Consider the following 15,634-nt stretch of genomic DNA (forward strand, 5'->3'; position numbering starts at 1 on the left):
AGCCTTTCAGCTTGCCGACGACCTGCTCGACCTGACGGCGGATGCGCACCAGATGGGCAAGGCGACCGGCAAGGATGCAGCCGCCGGCAAGGCGACGCTGGTGGCGCTGCACGGCGCGAACTGGGCGCGGGACCAGCTTCAAGGCCTCGTCGACCAGGCCCACGCGCTGCTCGATCCCTATGGCGAAGCCGCCATGCTTCTGAAGCAAGCGGCGAAATTCGTGGCGACCCGCAACAGCTGACGCACGGCCGCGACGGGCTTTAGTCACGGCGTCACCGCGCATGCGCCGAAGGCGATCGCGACAGGGCCTGACGCGGCCATTTTAAGGCTAGCGCAACCTGCCGATCGGGATGATTTCCGGCGAGGCCAGGCGATATGGCTCGCCCTGCCAGTTGCCGAGCCATTCCTCGACGACCAGCCCGGTGTCGTCCAGCATCTGCGCAAGGCTTTCCTGTGCCGGGAAGGCTATTTTCGATTCGGCGCTGAGGACCTGCCCGCTGTCGGGGATTTCATAATGGGTCGAGTAGGTGACGACGCCGGTAGCGGGATCGCGCCGGAAATCGTTCCATGCTCTTACCGTGCCCAATTGGGGATGATTCAGATCCCGTTGCGACCTTTCCGGCGTCCACTCGAGCCATTCCTCTGTGGCTGGATTTCGCGTGTCGAAGATGAAGCGCCCATCGGGAGCCAGATGAGCTGCGATCGTGGCAAGCACCGCCTCTCGGTCTTCTGGCGTGAGAAACACCTGGAAGGCGTGCCCAGTTAAAAGCACCAGATCGAAGCGTCGTCCGAGCCGGACGTTTCGCGCATCGGCCTCGACCCAGTCGACCCTCTGCCCGCCATCTCTGCGGCGCGCGATGTCGAGCATCGCCGGCGCGGGATCGAGGCCGGTCACACTGCGCCGGTCGGCGAGCGCGGCGGCCAATTGCCCGGTGCCGCAGCCGAGATCGAGAACCGAGCCGGCATCCTTAGCAAAGCCGACGCAGTAGTCGAAGTCCACGCCACCTTCGTTCTCGATATCGTAGAACTGGACGAGGTCGGGATCGCTGTAGAGACGGTCGGTCATGGTGGGCCTATAGCTGAGGTCGTGGAGCAGCAGAATTCGTGGGGTCAAAGCGGGCGAATCGGTCAGATCACCGATTCCGCACCACAATGCATGCACCGCCGACGCTTTGCAGTTTCTGGCAGATGTTGTCGGCCTTGGCTTTGGAGTCGGCGCCGATCCGGACCGCATAAATGCCGCGCCTGCCGATCGGCGAGCGCACCCGGCTGACCACCGGATTATGGCCCTTAAGCAAGGCTGGAAACCGACGCTTTACACCGTTCCATTGACTGAGCGCCGCGGCGCGGCGGAAATTGCCGGCCACCTGCACGCCCCACGGCTTGATCTTGATCGACGCCATGGCCACGGTCCTGGACTTGATAACCGGCAGCTTGCGGCAGGCGACCGCGAAGCTCGCTTTCTTGTCGAGCGGCCGGATGATGCCGGCATAGGCGGTATCGGTAAACCTGTCGGCTGGCTCACCCATAATGTCCAGAACGTAGCTTTCGGTCTCCATCGGCAGGAAGCCACCGGAACTCAGCCAGCGCGACACCCGGCTTTCGCCGGCATTGTAGGCGGCGGCGGCCAAGCCCAGATTGCCGAATCCGGTTTTCATTTCGGCGAGATATTTTGCCGAGGCCGGTATGGCCTGCTCGATATCGAAGGAATTGGCGAGGCCGCGTATCTTGGCAGTACCCGGCATGAACTGGGCAATGCCTTCGGCGCCGACCGGGCTGACCGCGCTGGGATCGAAGCGGCTTTCCTTCCAGATCAGCCGGGCAAAGAAATCCTTGGGCAGGCCGTTTTGATCTGCATGAGCCTCGATCAGGTTGCAAACCCGGTCGAGCAGCCGCTGCTTGGCGGGACGCGGCGGATCGGCCTGGACGGCTGTCGCCCAGCCCAGCCAGCCAAGCAAAACCAATCCACCAAACAAGACCGGCGTCGCCCAACGGAGCCGCATCGACCTACTCCGCCGCGGCCTTGCCAAGTCGCCCAAACCGCTGCTCGATATAGTCGGCGACCATTTTCTCGAAGTCGGCGGCGATCGACGGGCCGCGCAGCGTCGCCGCCTTCCTGCCGTCGACAAATACCGGCGCCGTCGGCGTCTCGCCGGTGCCGGGCAACGAAATGCCGATATCGGCGTGCTTGGATTCACCTGGACCGTTGACGATACATCCCATCACCGCGACCTTGAGGTTCTCGACGCCGGGATATTTTTCACGCCACACCGGCATGTTCTTGCGCAGATCCGCCTGGATGTTCTGGGCGAGTTCCTGGAACACGGTAGAGGTCGTGCGGCCGCAGCCGGGGCAGGCAGCGACGATCGGCACGAACTGCCGGAACCCCATGGTCTGCAGGAGTTCTTGCGATACCTGCACCTCCCGGGTGCGGTCGCCATTCGGCTCCGGTGTCAGCGAGATGCGGATCGTATCGCCAATGCCTTGCTGGAGAAGGATGCCCATCGCTGCGGACGAGGCGACGATGCCTTTCGACCCCATGCCGGCCTCGGTGAGGCCGAGATGCAGCGCGTGGTTGGAGCGGGTGGCAAGCTCGGTATAGACGGCAATCAGGTCCTGCACGCCGCTGACCTTGGCCGAGAGGATGATTTTCTCGCGACCAAGTCCGATCTCCTCGGCCATTTCGGCCGAAAGGATCGCCGACTGCACGATCGCCTCGCGCGTCACTTCCTGCGCGGTCAGCGGAAAGCCTTGGCGCTGGTTGTCGTCCATCAGCCGGGTCAGAAGCTCCTGGTCGAGCGACCCCCAATTGACGCCGATGCGCACCGGCTTGTCGTACCGGATCGCCATCTCGACGATATCAGTGAACTGCCGGTCCTTCTTGTCCTTGAAGCCGACATTGCCGGGATTGATGCGGTACTTGGCCAGCGCCTCGGCGCAAGCCGGATGGTCGGCGAGCAGCTTGTGGCCGATATAATGGAAATCGCCGACCAGCGGCACGTTGATGCCGAGCCGTTCGAGCCGCTCGCGGATGGCGGGCACGGCAGCAGCACTCTCGTCGCGGTCGACGGTGATGCGCACGATCTCCGAGCCGGCACGGTGCAGCGCCGCAACTTGAGCGACTGTCTGGTCGACATCGGCGGTGTCGGTGTTGGTCATGGACTGGACAACGACAGGCGCACCCCCGCCGACCATCACGCCGCCCACATCGACACCGACCGACGTGCGGCGCGGGAAGGGTGAGGAAAAATATCCGGTCATGGCCGGCTGCCCTTTGTTAGCGCGTCATTCCAAATCCCGGAATCGGTCTTAGGAAAGAATCATGCGCAAGAATCAAAATACAGCGCCCTTTGCGCGCCCGAAAGGACGCGCGGCGCCATAGAAGGTCCGAGCATGAGGTGGAGGAGCAAAGATGGCTTGTCAATGGCGACAGGCAGGCAGACCTACCAAATCGATAACAGGAAGACGGCAGCAAGCCATCCATCCTGTCCATATCGCCGGAACAAAATAAAGCGATTCTCCGGCGGCATAATTGCCACCGGAAAGATGGTCGCGCCGAAAGCGGCGCAGCTATCTTTGGAAGAGCGTCAGTGCGTGGTCGGTTTCGCCCTCAGTTTTTCAATCTCGTCCTTGAGTGCCAGCTTGCGCCGCTTAAGATTCACGATTTCGAGGTCGTCGACCGATGGATGGTTCTTCGCATCATCGATTTCGCGTTCGATGTCGCCGTGTTTCCGCTGCAGCTCATCAAGATGGGATGCAAGAGACATGATTGGTTCTCCCTTTCATGGTTTCCTCGATTGCAGCCGTCAAGGCGCGTCCACCGCAGGCTCGCTTCTGTGACGGCATAATGACAGTGTGCCACCATCGGGCAGCGATGTCGAATGCTGCGTGGTAGCATTCCACGACAATGTGAAATGTGATATTGGCTGCGCGCCGGTGCAAGAGAGCCCCCGGCCCCGCCCAATCAGGCCCATTTTTGGGCGCCGCAGACGTGCAGACGGTAGATAATGTCCGAACAGGAACAGGCCGATATCCGCCTCGAATATTCTCGGCTGAAGCAAGAGCACGCCGATTTCGACGCGGCCATCAACGCGATGATCGCCATGGGCTGCGATCCGCTGCAGATCCAGCGCATGAAGAAGAAAAAACTATTCCTGAAAGACCGGCTGATGGCGCTGGAAGACCGGATCATTCCCGACATCATCGCGTGAGCGAATTCCCACTTTGGCGACTCGGCAAACCTGCTCATCCTGTGATCGAAAGCCTCGCGGCGCGTTCGCGCAGCATGGCGATGAGATCGTCGGTCTTTTCTCCGGAGGTGTCGATGGGAACCACCAGGCATATCGTCGCCTCGACCTTGCCGGGCGCAGAAAACACCGGCGCGGCAAGGCATTTTGTATAGGCGTCGACAAGACCTGAAGTTACACAGTAGCCGGCAGCCCCGGACGTAGCGATATCGGCTATGAAGTCGTCGAGCAGCAATCTGCGGCCGTCGGGCAGGACGAGATCGTCTTCGGACACCATGTCTTCGATCACGGCCCTTTCGAAGCCGGCGAGAAGCAATCGCCCCGATGCGGTCCAGGGAAGCGGGATCTGCAGACCTGTGGCCGAGCTGATCCGGAACGGCCTGGTGCCCGGACTTGAATGGACGATCGTGTAGCGGCCGCTTTGCAACATGCACAACTCGGACGTCTCGCCTGTCTCACGCGACAGATTGTCGACTTCCTGACGCCCTCTCCTGAGCAGGTCGTTGCCGCGCACATAGTCCATTCCGTAGAGATAAAGCTTCTTCCCGAAATAGACCCGATTGCCGTCGCCGGCCATCTCCAGCAGGCCCGCATCGACCAGCGAGCGTACAAGCGTGTAGGTCGTCGAGCGAGGCGCACTCACTGCCTTGGCGAGATCGCCAATCCCGATCGCACGCTGGGTCGCGTGAAGAAACTCCAGGATCTGGAGCACCCGGTTGAGACCCTTCTCACGAGAGCCCGAAGCCTTGTCTTCGTCCAGCCCGTCGTCCAGCCGAACTGCCAAGGCATTGCCATCTTGCATTACCGGCTCCTGATGTTAGTATCTGTCTTGTATAGAGTACATGTGTCTCTTGTAAGGGACAATCACGTTCATTGCAACGATGCATGTTGCTCGTCCAATAGGGGAACACAACACGAAGGAGGTCGCCGTGAACGACACATCCAAAAGACGTGAATTTCTGAAAATGGGAATGGCCGGGCTTGCAACGGCCGGAGTGATGGGCGCAGCAGCAACGGTCGATGTTCAGAAGGCGGCGGCGCAAGCGGCGCCCGACAGCCTGCTGCGTACTGTTCTCGATCGCGGCAAACTGATCGTCGGCACCGGCAGCACCAACGCGCCCTGGCACTTCGAGAATGATGCCGGCGAACTCGTCGGCATGGACATCACCATGGGCCGCATTCTTGCCAAGGGCCTTTTCGACGATCCGACCATGGTCGATTTCGTCATGCAGGATCCTTCACAACGCATTCCGAATGTGACCACCAACAAGGTCGACATCTCGATCCAGTTCATGACCATGACCGCCCAGCGCTCGCAACTGATCAATTTCTCCCGGCCCTATTACGTCGAAGGCATCGCTCTACTGACCCTTCCGACAGCCGAGAACAAAACCTTCGACAAGCTGCTCGCCGGCGGTTCGGCAACGCGTATTTCCATCCTGCAGAATGTCGATGCCGAGGCAAATGTACATATTGTCTTGCCGGAGTCGCAGGTGATGCAGATAGACACCCAGGCCAACGTCCTGCAGGCACTGGAGTCGAAGCGCGTCGACGCCGCCGCTGTCGATCTCTCCACGGTGCGCTGGCTCGCCTCACGCAATCCGGACCGCTACTTCGATGCCGGCAAAAGCTGGTTCAGCATGCTTTACGGCGCGGCGCTGCGGCAAGGCGATCTCGACTGGCTGACCTTCGTCAACGCATCCTTCGCGACTGCAATGTTCGGTCATGAAACGGCGCTCTACGACGCGGCGTTCAAGGACTATTTCGGGCTGGAGCCGCCGGCCCGGCATCCCGGTTTTCCGGTCATCTGATGCAGCTGGCGGAAGGGCAGCAATCGGCGCCCTTCCGCCTCCTTCTCCTCGACGGCCCTCGGCACTGAGGCAGACGCATGGGCTACGCCCTCAACTTCAACCTGATCTGGCGGCATTTCGACAAGCTGTGGGGCGGCCTGCTGCTCAGTCTCGAACTCGCCGTGATCTCCATAGCGATCGGCATCGTCATCGGGCTGCTTCTGGCCGTCTGGTACGTGTCGGCCGGGCGCGTCGTGCGGTCCATAATCGCCGCCTATGTCGAGTTCATCCGCAACGTGCCGCTGATCCTGCTCGTCTACCTGGTCTTCTACGGCCTGCCGACCGTGGTCGATATCGCCTACAGCGCGCAGACCTCGTTCGTCGCGACGCTGTCGCTTTATAGCGGCGCCTATCTGGTCGAGGTGTTTCGCTCGGGGCTGGAAGCGGTTCCGCGCGGACAGACCGACGCTGGCAAGGCGATCGGCCTGACGCCCTGGCAGCGGCTGCTCCATGTGCGCCTGCCGACGATGCTGCGGATAACGCTGCCCGCGCTTTCCAACACATTCATATCGCTCTTCAAGGACACGTCGGTCGCCTCGGTCATTTCAGTGCCCGAGCTCACCTACGGCGCCCAATGGATCAACTTCAACACCTTCCGGATCGTGGAGGTCTACCTTGTGGTGACGGCGATGTACCTCTTGACGGGCTACGCGCTTCTCTATGCGCTTCGGCTTGTCGAGCGCCGGTTCAGGGCGGCGCACTAGAATGCTTGGCCAGATCGCCTATGCCTTGCCCTTCCTGGCTCAAGGTTTTGCCGTGACTCTGTGGGTGTCGCTGCTGGTCGTGGCGTTGTCGCTCGTCGCCGGTGTGATGATGGGCGTCGGCCTTGTCTACGGCCCCGCGCCGCTGCGCTGGGTGGTGCGCATTTTCAGCGACACCATACGCGGCATTCCGATCCTGGTGCTCATCTTCTTCGTCTATTACGGCCTGCCTGCCGTCGGCATCCATCTGGAATCCTTCTGGGCAGCCGTGCTGGCGCTCACCCTGTTCAAGACCGCGCAGGTCATCGAATATCTGCGCGGCGCGGTCGGTTCCATTCCGAAGGGGCAGTCCGAAGCGGCGATGGCGATCGGGCTGACCTTCCGCCAGCGACTGGCCTACGTCATCTTCCCGCAAGCGTTCAGGCGCTTCCTGCCGCCATGGATCAATGGCGTCACCGATGCGGTAAAGGGCAGCGCGCTGGTCTCGCTGCTGGGCATCACCGACCTGATGCACGCCATCAACCAGGTCATCGGCCGCACCTACGAGGCGATGCCGCTCTACATCCTCGGCGCGGTCATCTACTTCGCCGTCAATTACGCCCTCTCCCTGGCCAGCCGACGGCTGGAGCGGCGTTTCTCCTTCATCCGGGAATAGCAAGATGTCCATCGCCCCGCCCGCCAATCCGGCGCTTCTCGATATCTCCGACGTTTCCAAATCTTTTGGATCCGTTGAGGTCCTGCGCTCCGTCAGCCTGCAGGTGACACGCGGCGAGGTGGTGACTGTCATCGGGCCTTCCGGCAGCGGCAAGACCACCTTGCTGCGCTGCGTCAACTTCCTCGAGAGCTACGATAGCGGCTCCATCCGCATCGATGGCAAGGAAGTCGGCTTCCGCGAGACGGGAACACGCCAACGCCGCAGCGAGCGCGACCTGGCGAAGATGCGGGCCGAGACCGGAATGGTGTTCCAGAGTTTCAACCTGTTCCCGCATCTGACGGCGGCCGGCAACATCATGCTTGGCCTGCGCAAGGTGCGCGGCAAGAGCAGCGCCGAGGCGCGTGCCATTGCCGAGCACTGGCTCGGCCGGGTCGGCCTCGCCCACAAGGCCGACAGCCTGCCCGCCGAGCTTTCCGGCGGCCAGCAGCAGCGCGTCGGCATTGCCCGCGCGGTGGCGATGGAGCCAAAAATCCTGCTTCTCGACGAGATAACCTCGGCGCTCGATCCGGAACTCGTCGGCGAAGTGCTCGAGGTCGTGCGCAGCTTGGCCGAAGACGGCATGACCATGGTGATGGTCACGCACGAGATGGCCTTTGCGCGCGACGCCTCGAGCCGCATCGTCTTCATGGCGGATGGCGGCGTCAGCGCCGCAGGCCCGCCTGCCGAGATTCTGGGCGCGGAGATCGATAACGAGCGTCTTCGCAGCTTCCTAGCGCGGTTCCGCGCCTCGCATTTCTGACATCGGACGGCGAAAGCTGTCGCAAGGAGCCTTTTCATGTCGCCTTACATCCGGCTCGCCGAACTGGGCCTGACGCTGCCCGAGCCGCCGACGCCGATCGCCAATTTCGTCACCCACGCCGAAAGCGGACGGCTGATCTTCCTCTCCGGCCAGGGGCCGTTGCGCCCCGATGGCACGCTTTGCACCGGCAAGGTGGGTGAGGACGTCACGGTGGAGGAGGCCTATAAGCATGCCCGTCTTACCGGCCTGAACCTGCTCGCTGTCATGCATGCCGCGGCAGGCGACCTCGGCCGCATCGTGCGCGTCGTCAAGCTGCTTGGCTTCGTCAACGCGATCCCGACCTTCAGCGACCATCCGAAGGTGGTCAACGGCTGCTCCGATCTTTTCGCCGCCGTCTTTGATAGCATCGGCGGACACGCCCGCTCGGCGATCGGCGTCGGCTCGTTGCCGGGCAACATTACAGTCGAAATCGAGGCGGTCGTCGAGATCGCCGCCTGACATCCACCAATGGGATCTCTAGAGATGAAAACCTACTCCGAAAACGGCTCCAACACGACAATTCGCGAGCGGCTTGGCCTCCGCCCGATCATCAATGTTTCCGGCACGATGACGGCGCTCGGCGCCTCGATCATCGTCCCGGAAGCGATCGCCGCGATGTCGGAGATCGCTTCGCAATGGGTGGAGATGGACGATCTGCAACGCGCCGCAAGCACGGTCGTCGCGCGCCTCACCGGCGGCGAGGCCGGCTTCATCGCGGCTTGCTGCGCCAGCGGCATCACCATGGCGATTGCCGGCACGATGACCGGCACCAACCTTCTGGCGATCGAGCGGCTGCCGGACAACACGGAGGGCCTCAAGTCGGAGGTCATCGTCCAGCTCGGCCACATCGTCAATTACGGCGCGCCGATCGACCAGTCGATCCGGCTTGCCGGGGCCAAGGCCGTACCGGCCGGCACGGTCAGCGTGACGCAGGATTATCATGTTCGCGACGCCATCCGCGACCGCACCGCGGCCGGCCTCTACGTCGTTGCGCATCACACGGTGCAATACGGCATGCTTTCGCTCGAGGAATTCTGCGATATCTGCCACGCCAAGGGCGTCCCGGTGATCGTTGACGCGGCCTCCGAATATGATTTGCGTGGCTTTCTCGCGCGCGGCGCCGACATCGTCGTCTATAGTGGGCACAAGTTTCTCAGCGGACCGACAAGCGGCATCGTCACGGGGCGCAAGGATCTGGTGCGAGCCGCCTATCTCCAGAATCGTGGCGTTGCGCGGGCGATGAAGGTCGGCAAGGAAAGCATCGCCGGCACGATGGCGGCGCTCGAAGCCTGGGAGCGGCGCGACCATGCCGGCATCCGCGAGCGGGAGGAAGCGGCTTTGCGTCTGTGGAAAGACGCACTGCAGGGCCTGCCCGGCATCGCCGCGCATGTCATTCCTGATCCGACCGCCAATCCGCTCGACCGCCTGCAGGTGTTTGTTACGCCTGAGAGCAGGTTCACCGCCGCCGGCCTTGCCTCGGCACTGGCGGCAGGCTCGCCTCCTATTATCGTGCGCAACCACGAGGTCGAGCGCGGTCACTTCTTTCTCGACCCGTGCAATCTCCATCCCGGCGAGGCGGAGATCGTCGCCAAACGCCTGCGGGCGGTGTTGAGCGCAACTGACCGCCCGGAGGATGCCATGAAACCGGCTCGCAAGGACTCCGCCGGCGCCTTGCGCTGGCCGGATTAGGCAATGATGGCGCCATGCGCCCGAATGCTGCGCAGAGGCATCGCATCCTTGCCGTCGATCCCGAATTCCGCTAATGCGCGCCTTTGCCGCCGGGAGCAGAAGCTTGGACGATCAACGCGCCGACGTCGCCATCATCATGGGCAGCCAGTCCGACTGGGCGACGATGCGCCACGCCGCCGAAACGCTGGAGGCACTGGGCATCCCGCACAAGCGGCTGATCGTCTCGGCACATCGCACCCCCGATCGGCTCTATGACTTCGCCAAAGGTGCCAAGGAGGCCGGTTTTCGGGTGATCATCGCCGGCGCCGGCGGTGCGGCGCACTTGCCGGGCATGACAGCGGCAATGACGCCGCTCCCCGTTTTTGGCGTGCCGGTGGAATCGAAGGCGCTTTCCGGACAGGACTCGCTGCTCTCCATCGTGCAGATGCCGGCCGGCATTCCGGTCGGCACGCTGGCCATCGGCAAGGCGGGCGCTATCAATGCCGCGCTTCTGGCTGCGGCCGTGCTGGCACTGACCGACGAAAAGCTCGCCGCCCGGCTCGATGCCTGGCGCGCCGCCCAGACCGCCAAAGTCGCCGCCGAGCCCACGGACACGCCATGAGCCTGCCCTCGGGATCGACCATCGGCATCATCGGCGGCGGCCAGCTCGGCCGCATGCTGGCCATATCAGCTGCCCGCCTCGGCTACCGCACGGTCGTGCTGGAACCGCAGCCGGATTGCCCGGCGGCACAGGTCGCCAACCGGCAGATCACCGCCGCCTACGACGATACGGCCGCGCTCGCCGAACTGGCGGCAGTCAGCGCCGTCGTCACCTACGAGTTCGAGAACGTTCCAGTCGTGGCCGCCAGCGCGCTTGCCGTCACGGTCCCGGTCTATCCGCCGGCGCGTGCACTGGAAGTGGCGCAGGACCGGATGGCAGAGAAGAAATTCCTCAACGGCATCGGCATTCCCACCGCGGATTTCTGTCCCATCGACAATGACGACGAATTGACGACGGCGCTGAAAAAGTTCGACGGCAGCGGCATATTGAAGACGCGGCGCATGGGCTATGACGGCAAGGGCCAGCGCGTCTTCCGCAACATGGAAACGGGCGGCTTTGCCGGCACCTGCGAGGCTATGGGCAACGTGCCGTTGATCCTAGAATCCTTCGTTGACTTCGAACGCGAGATTTCGGTGATCGCGGCGCGCGGCATAGACGGTTCGCTCGCCGCCTACGATCCGGCAGAAAACGTCCACCGCGACGGCATCCTGCACAGCTCGACCCTGCCAGCCAGGATAGGGTTCGAAACCGCGGCTGCAGCACAGGCGGCAGCAGCAGAAATACTTGCCGCGCTCGACTATGTCGGCGTCATCGGCATCGAGTTCTTTGTCCTTGCCGACGGCGCGCTGCTGGCCAATGAGATCGCCCCGCGTGTTCACAATTCCGGCCACTGGACGGAAGCCGCCTGCATCGTCTCGCAGTTCGAGCAGCACATTCGCGCCGTCGCCGGCCTGCCCTTGGGAAATCCCGGCCGCCATTTCGACTGCGTCATGGAAAACCTGATCGGCGACGACATCCTGCGCGTCCCGGCCCTGCTCGCCGAGCCCGATCTGATGCTGCATCTCTACGGCAAGGCCGAAGCGCGGCCCGGGCGCAAGATGGGCCATTTTACGCGAATGAGCCGTCGCCGTTGAGGCTATTGGATGGCGCCGCTCTAATGCCGTCGATAGAGCAGAAACTCAAAATCCGCCACACCAGCTTTATCCATGAAGCATGCTGCGGTTGACACGGGCAAGGCTCCTCGTTTATGAGCCACGCACAAGTTGAAAGGCGCGCTTTTCGAGCGCGCCTTAATAATTCGGCCCAAGCGGGCCCAGACCGACGGGCAAGACCATGAAGATCAAGAATTCGCTCAAGGCGCTCAAGGCGCGTCACCGCGACAACCAGCTGGTTCGCCGCAAGGGCCGCGTGTACATCATCAACAAGACCGCTCCGCGCTACAAGGCGCGTCAGGGCTGAGCCTTGCGCGTGGGGCCTGCCTCCGCGCTTGCATGATGTTACCGCATCGCCCGAAAATCCGAATCGATTTTTCGGAGTACGATGCGGAGAATACAAATTGTTAGAGCGTCCTCTACGCGTCCAAAAGGACGCGTGGCGTTCTAATACCGGCCTGCCGGCCCTTTCACGCTAAATTCAGTTTGACGATCCGCTGTCCGGGGTTAGATTCTCGGCCATGCGGATTCGTTTTGCATTCTTCGCGGCGCTTTTTCTTTTCGGTTTCGCCCCGCTTCCGGCTCAAGCGGACGATCCGGTCGCTCCCCCGGTTACCACGACCAGAGAGGCAAGGCTCGACCAGCTGTTTGTCGACCTGAAGCGCGAGCGCAATGAAAGAGCCGCCGAGCGCATTGCCGCGCGCATCTCGAACGAATGGGTGCAATCCGGCAGCGCCTCGATCGACCTGATGATGCAATGGTCGCAAAAGGCGATCGAGGACAAGAAATTCGACGTGGCGCTCGACTTCCTCGACCAGGTGGTGACCTTGCAGCCGGCCTATGCGGAAGGCTGGAACCGGCGCGCCACCGTACATTTCATGATGAATAACTTTGGAAAATCGATGGCGGACATCGACCGCACTCTGCAGCTCGAGCCGCGCCATTTCGGCGCGCTGTCCGGCCTGGCACAGATCATGGCCGTAACCGGCCACAAGGAATCGGCGCTGGAAGCTTGGCAGCGCGTGCTCGGTATCTATCCGATGATGCGCAGCGCCCAGGATCAGGTCGGCACGCTTTCGGAAGAACTTGCCGGCGAAGGGATTTGATACCAGGGGGCAGTGCCCTTTGGATCGCGACGGTCCCAATTTTCAACATCGCTGTCGTTCTTGCGTGGTCATGGCAATAACCACCGCGTCGGCACTGCTTGTCGGTGAGCGCGCCATGTGGTTTCCTGTCCAGGGTTGGAGAGGTCAGGCCATCATGATTGCAGCTTACATCGACGAATTCATAATGTTTTGCGCCGGTCTATGGATGACGGGCGTCGGCTACGGGTTCCTCCAGATGCCAAACCAACCCCAAACCGGACAACAGACCTGGCTGGCACGCCTTCCCAGTCATTTCAAATGGATGGGGCCGCTCCTGCTGATAATCGCGATCGTGCTCGCCGTCGCCTCACCTTCTTGATCGGCAGTAAATCGCTGCGCTCCTAGTCCCGTCGAGGCGAAGCTTCAGCTTGGTGAATTCGGCGTGAGCAGCCTAAAGCCCGTCGCGTTTGAATGGATTCATGCGACGCGCTTTAAGTCTTTGTTTTCATCCCAAAAATCGCTGTGCAGCTTTGGGCAACTTGCATTAGCGTCTGGCGTGGGCGTCCGAGCCGACATAGGCGATGCGCAGCATGTTGGTGGAGCCCGGTGTCCTCAGCGGCACGCCGGCCGTGATGATGACACGGTCGCCCGGCTTGCCGAACCCCTCGTCCAACGCGATGCGGCAGGCGCGATCGACCATGTCGTCGAGGTCGATGGCGTCGGGCGAGACGACGCAATGTGTGCCCCACAAAAGCGACAGCCGCCGCGCCGTGTTGACGATCGGCGACAGCGCGACGATCGGCACCTGCGGCCGCTCGCGTGCGGCGCGCAGGCCGGTCGTGCCCGACGCCGTATAGCTGATGATTGCCGACAGTTTCAGCGTCTCGGCGATTTCGCGGGCGGCGAGCGAGATGGCGTCGGCGCCGGTCGCTTCAGGCTCCGAGCGCTGTGCATTGATGATGCCGGCATAGGTCGGGTCGGTTTCGACCTTGCTGGCGATGCGGTTCATCATCGCCACCGCCTCGACCGGGTAGGAGCCGGCCGCGGATTCGGCCGAGAGCATGATGGCGTCGGCACCTTCGAACACGGCGATCGAGACGTCCGACACCTCGGCGCGGGTCGGCACCGGCGCGGTGATCATCGATTCCAGCATCTGCGTGGCGATCACCACCGGCTTGCCGGCGCGGCGCGCGGCGCGGGTGATCTGCTTCTGAATGCCGGGCACGGCTTCGAGCGGCATTTCGACGCCGAGATCGCCGCGGGCAACCATCAGTGCGTCCGAAAGTTCGATGATCTCGGCCAGCCGGGCGACGGCTTGCGGCTTTTCGATCTTGGCCATGATGAGCGCCCGGCCGCGCGCGATCTTGCGCGCTTCCGCCAGATCCTCGGGCCGCTGCACGAACGACAGCGCCACCCAGTCGACGCCAGTGGCCAGCACCGCATCGAGATCCCTGCGGTCCTTTTCGGTCAGCGCGCCGACCGGCAGGTCGGTATCGGGCAGGCTGACGCCCTTCTTGTCGGAGATTGTGGTGCCCGCGACGACGGTGCAGACGATCGCCTTGCCGTCGCTCTTCACCGCCTTCAGTTCGAGCTTGCCGTCATCGATCAAAAGGCGGTGACCGGCCTCGACCGATCTCAGGATTTCGGGATGGGGCAGATAAACCCTGGTCGAATTGCCGGGCTCGGGGTTGTCGTCGAGCGTGAAGGTCTGGCCGAGTGTCAGCACCTCCTTGCCGTTAGCGAATTTGCCGACCCGCAGCTTGGGGCCTTGCAGGTCGGCGAGAATGCCGATCGGCCGGCCGACCGCCTCCTCGACGGCACGGATGCGGCCGACAAGTGTGCGCATCAATTCGTGATCGGTGTGGCTCATATTGATGCGAAACACGTCGGCGCCGGCTTCGAATAGCTTCTTCAGCATGTCCTCGGAGGAGGAGGCCGGACCGATAGTGGCGAGTATCTTGACCTTGCGGCTGCGTCTCATTGACTGTTTGTTCCCGGGGCGGCTGGAGCGCCCCCCGTTGCGGGGTCATCGGTCAGCTGGACCATCCAGCTTGCCTGCTCGCCCGTGTCATATTCCTGGAATCCGGCGCGCTGGAAGCCCCGAGCGACGCAATCGGCAACGCCGGCGATCTTGAACTCTTTTTCGGCCACGCACATGTTGATCGGGCCATCCCAACGCCCGCCGCGCTCGGCGTCTTCTGCATAAAGATAGTAAAACCTTGATGACAGCGGCCCTTCGATCAACGTCTTGCAGCTCGATCCCTCGATGTGCCACCAGCCTTCGGTGATCCAGCCGGCCTTGGCGCGATAGCCGATGCCGACGCCGACCAGGTTCTGCGTGGCGTTGCAGACACGGAAATCGGCGCGCGCGGGCGAGGCCGCAACCATCGCAGCGAAGCCCGCGACAAGGGTCAGGAGCGGCATGGCGAAGGCGTAGCGCACGCGCGGCCTGCCGGCGGAACCCATCCTGACACCCTTCAAGAACCACATTTGCATCTCTCAACGCCCCTTTTCGGAAAAGTCCGGGCGCATGTCAACGCGCCCTTTTGCTCAATTCCAATCGATTTAGAAAGGCTCCGGCGCATGGTCTGTCGCCTTCCGCCAGATTTCCGTAGAAACCGTGGCTAAACGACGGCATTGCGCACGCGTCCTCTTCGTGGAATGACGATACCACCCTCCCCGGAAGCCAGCGAACAGACCATTTCCCGCCGATGACCCGATCCACAGTTTTCGCGCCATTCGACATCGTCGAAGGCGACCGCAAGCGAGGCGTCGTGCTCCTGGCCGATCACGCTCGTCGCGACCTGCCGGAGGACTATGGCAGCCTCGGCCTGCCGGCGGCGGAATTCGATCGCCATATCGCCTACGACATCGGTG

At 62.6% G+C, this 15,634-nt stretch carries 19 protein-coding genes and 2 pseudogenes (1 of these 21 running past the window's edge); 14 read left to right on the forward strand and 7 right to left on the reverse strand.

The window, feature by feature from the left end:
- Nucleotides 1–241, forward strand: a pseudogene (locus E5W87_RS06520) (polyprenyl synthetase family protein) (it extends 529 nt beyond the left edge of the window).
- Nucleotides 242–328: 87 nt separating this feature from the next.
- Here E5W87_RS06520 and E5W87_RS06525 read toward each other — a convergent pair.
- The 4 genes from E5W87_RS06525 to E5W87_RS06540 form a co-directional block, all read right to left on the reverse strand.
- Nucleotides 329–1,066, reverse strand: coding sequence for a trans-aconitate 2-methyltransferase (locus E5W87_RS06525; protein WP_292395191.1), 738 nt, complete (start codon nucleotides 1,064–1,066; stop codon nucleotides 329–331).
- A 67-nt stretch (nucleotides 1,067–1,133) separates the two neighbouring features.
- Nucleotides 1,134–2,003 carry a lytic transglycosylase domain-containing protein gene (locus E5W87_RS06530; protein WP_292395121.1) on the reverse strand — a complete coding sequence of 290 codons (870 nt, stop codon included), beginning with the start codon at nucleotides 2,001–2,003 and terminating at the stop codon, nucleotides 1,134–1,136.
- 4 nt (nucleotides 2,004–2,007) lie between these two features.
- Nucleotides 2,008–3,261 (reverse strand): flavodoxin-dependent (E)-4-hydroxy-3-methylbut-2-enyl-diphosphate synthase, encoded by a 1,254-nt coding sequence (gene ispG / locus E5W87_RS06535; protein ID WP_292395123.1) that lies wholly within the window; start codon nucleotides 3,259–3,261, stop codon nucleotides 2,008–2,010.
- 326 nt (nucleotides 3,262–3,587) lie between these two features.
- Complete coding sequence (locus tag E5W87_RS06540) at nucleotides 3,588–3,767, reverse strand: YdcH family protein (RefSeq protein ID WP_292395125.1); 180 nt, start codon at nucleotides 3,765–3,767, stop codon at nucleotides 3,588–3,590.
- A 240-nt stretch (nucleotides 3,768–4,007) separates the two neighbouring features.
- Between E5W87_RS06540 and E5W87_RS06545 the strand changes: the two genes are divergently transcribed.
- Nucleotides 4,008–4,211, forward strand: a complete 204-nt coding sequence (locus E5W87_RS06545; RefSeq protein ID WP_023797035.1) for a YdcH family protein — start codon at nucleotides 4,008–4,010, stop codon at nucleotides 4,209–4,211.
- 34 nt (nucleotides 4,212–4,245) lie between these two features.
- Here E5W87_RS06545 and E5W87_RS06550 read toward each other — a convergent pair whose 3' ends face one another.
- Nucleotides 4,246–5,049, reverse strand: coding sequence for an IclR family transcriptional regulator (locus E5W87_RS06550; protein ID WP_292395127.1), 804 nt, complete (start codon nucleotides 5,047–5,049; stop codon nucleotides 4,246–4,248).
- 127 nt (nucleotides 5,050–5,176) lie between these two features.
- Between E5W87_RS06550 and E5W87_RS06555 the strand changes: the two genes are divergently transcribed.
- The 11 genes from E5W87_RS06555 to E5W87_RS06605 all read left to right on the forward strand — a co-directional run bounded on the left by E5W87_RS06555 (nucleotide 5,177) and on the right by E5W87_RS06605 (nucleotide 13,136).
- Complete coding sequence (locus E5W87_RS06555) at nucleotides 5,177–6,058, forward strand: transporter substrate-binding domain-containing protein (RefSeq protein ID WP_292395130.1); 882 nt, start codon at nucleotides 5,177–5,179, stop codon at nucleotides 6,056–6,058.
- A 77-nt stretch (nucleotides 6,059–6,135) separates the two neighbouring features.
- A complete protein-coding gene (locus E5W87_RS06560) occupies nucleotides 6,136–6,801 on the forward strand; it encodes an amino acid ABC transporter permease (protein WP_292395132.1) in 666 nt (221 codons plus the stop codon).
- A gap of 1 nt (nucleotide 6,802) precedes the next feature.
- Nucleotides 6,803–7,453 (forward strand): amino acid ABC transporter permease, encoded by a 651-nt coding sequence (locus E5W87_RS06565; RefSeq protein ID WP_292395134.1) that lies wholly within the window; start codon nucleotides 6,803–6,805, stop codon nucleotides 7,451–7,453.
- A gap of 4 nt (nucleotides 7,454–7,457) precedes the next feature.
- Nucleotides 7,458–8,252, forward strand: coding sequence for an amino acid ABC transporter ATP-binding protein (locus E5W87_RS06570; RefSeq protein WP_292395137.1), 795 nt, complete (start codon nucleotides 7,458–7,460; stop codon nucleotides 8,250–8,252).
- A 36-nt stretch (nucleotides 8,253–8,288) separates the two neighbouring features.
- On the forward strand, nucleotides 8,289–8,750 hold the full coding sequence (locus E5W87_RS06575) for a RidA family protein (protein ID WP_292395139.1): 462 nt from the start codon (nucleotides 8,289–8,291) through the stop codon (nucleotides 8,748–8,750).
- Nucleotides 8,751–8,774: 24 nt separating this feature from the next.
- A complete protein-coding gene (locus E5W87_RS06580) occupies nucleotides 8,775–9,980 on the forward strand; it encodes an aminotransferase class V-fold PLP-dependent enzyme (protein WP_292395141.1) in 1,206 nt (401 codons plus the stop codon).
- 103 nt (nucleotides 9,981–10,083) lie between these two features.
- Complete coding sequence (purE, locus tag E5W87_RS06585) at nucleotides 10,084–10,581, forward strand: 5-(carboxyamino)imidazole ribonucleotide mutase (RefSeq protein WP_292395143.1); 498 nt, start codon at nucleotides 10,084–10,086, stop codon at nucleotides 10,579–10,581.
- Nucleotides 10,578–11,654, forward strand: a complete 1,077-nt coding sequence (locus tag E5W87_RS06590; protein WP_292395145.1) for a 5-(carboxyamino)imidazole ribonucleotide synthase — start codon at nucleotides 10,578–10,580, stop codon at nucleotides 11,652–11,654. Before purE ends, E5W87_RS06590 begins: the two co-directional genes overlap by 4 nt.
- 199 nt (nucleotides 11,655–11,853) lie before the next feature.
- Nucleotides 11,854–11,979: a type B 50S ribosomal protein L36 gene (gene ykgO / locus E5W87_RS06595; protein WP_006327841.1), complete on the forward strand. Its 126-nt coding sequence runs from the start codon at nucleotides 11,854–11,856 to the stop codon at nucleotides 11,977–11,979.
- 214 nt (nucleotides 11,980–12,193) lie between these two features.
- Nucleotides 12,194–12,778: a hypothetical protein gene (locus E5W87_RS06600; RefSeq protein ID WP_292395147.1), complete on the forward strand. Its 585-nt coding sequence runs from the start codon at nucleotides 12,194–12,196 to the stop codon at nucleotides 12,776–12,778.
- 154 nt (nucleotides 12,779–12,932) lie between these two features.
- Nucleotides 12,933–13,136: a hypothetical protein gene (locus E5W87_RS06605; protein ID WP_292395193.1), complete on the forward strand. Its 204-nt coding sequence runs from the start codon at nucleotides 12,933–12,935 to the stop codon at nucleotides 13,134–13,136.
- A 165-nt stretch (nucleotides 13,137–13,301) separates the two neighbouring features.
- On the opposite strand, the gene pyk is transcribed toward E5W87_RS06605, so the two are convergent.
- On the reverse strand, nucleotides 13,302–14,738 hold the full coding sequence (pyk, locus tag E5W87_RS06610) for a pyruvate kinase (RefSeq protein ID WP_292395149.1): 1,437 nt from the start codon (nucleotides 14,736–14,738) through the stop codon (nucleotides 13,302–13,304).
- On the reverse strand, nucleotides 14,735–15,181 hold the full coding sequence (locus E5W87_RS06615) for a DUF1036 domain-containing protein (protein WP_292395195.1): 447 nt from the start codon (nucleotides 15,179–15,181) through the stop codon (nucleotides 14,735–14,737). Before E5W87_RS06615 ends, pyk begins: the two co-directional genes overlap by 4 nt.
- Before the next feature lie 287 nt (nucleotides 15,182–15,468).
- Here E5W87_RS06615 and E5W87_RS06620 point away from each other — a divergent pair.
- Nucleotides 15,469–15,634, forward strand: a pseudogene (locus E5W87_RS06620) (N-formylglutamate amidohydrolase); the annotation flags it as partial.

Source organism: Mesorhizobium sp., assembly GCF_004962925.1.
Classification (GTDB): domain Bacteria; phylum Pseudomonadota; class Alphaproteobacteria; order Rhizobiales; family Rhizobiaceae; genus Mesorhizobium.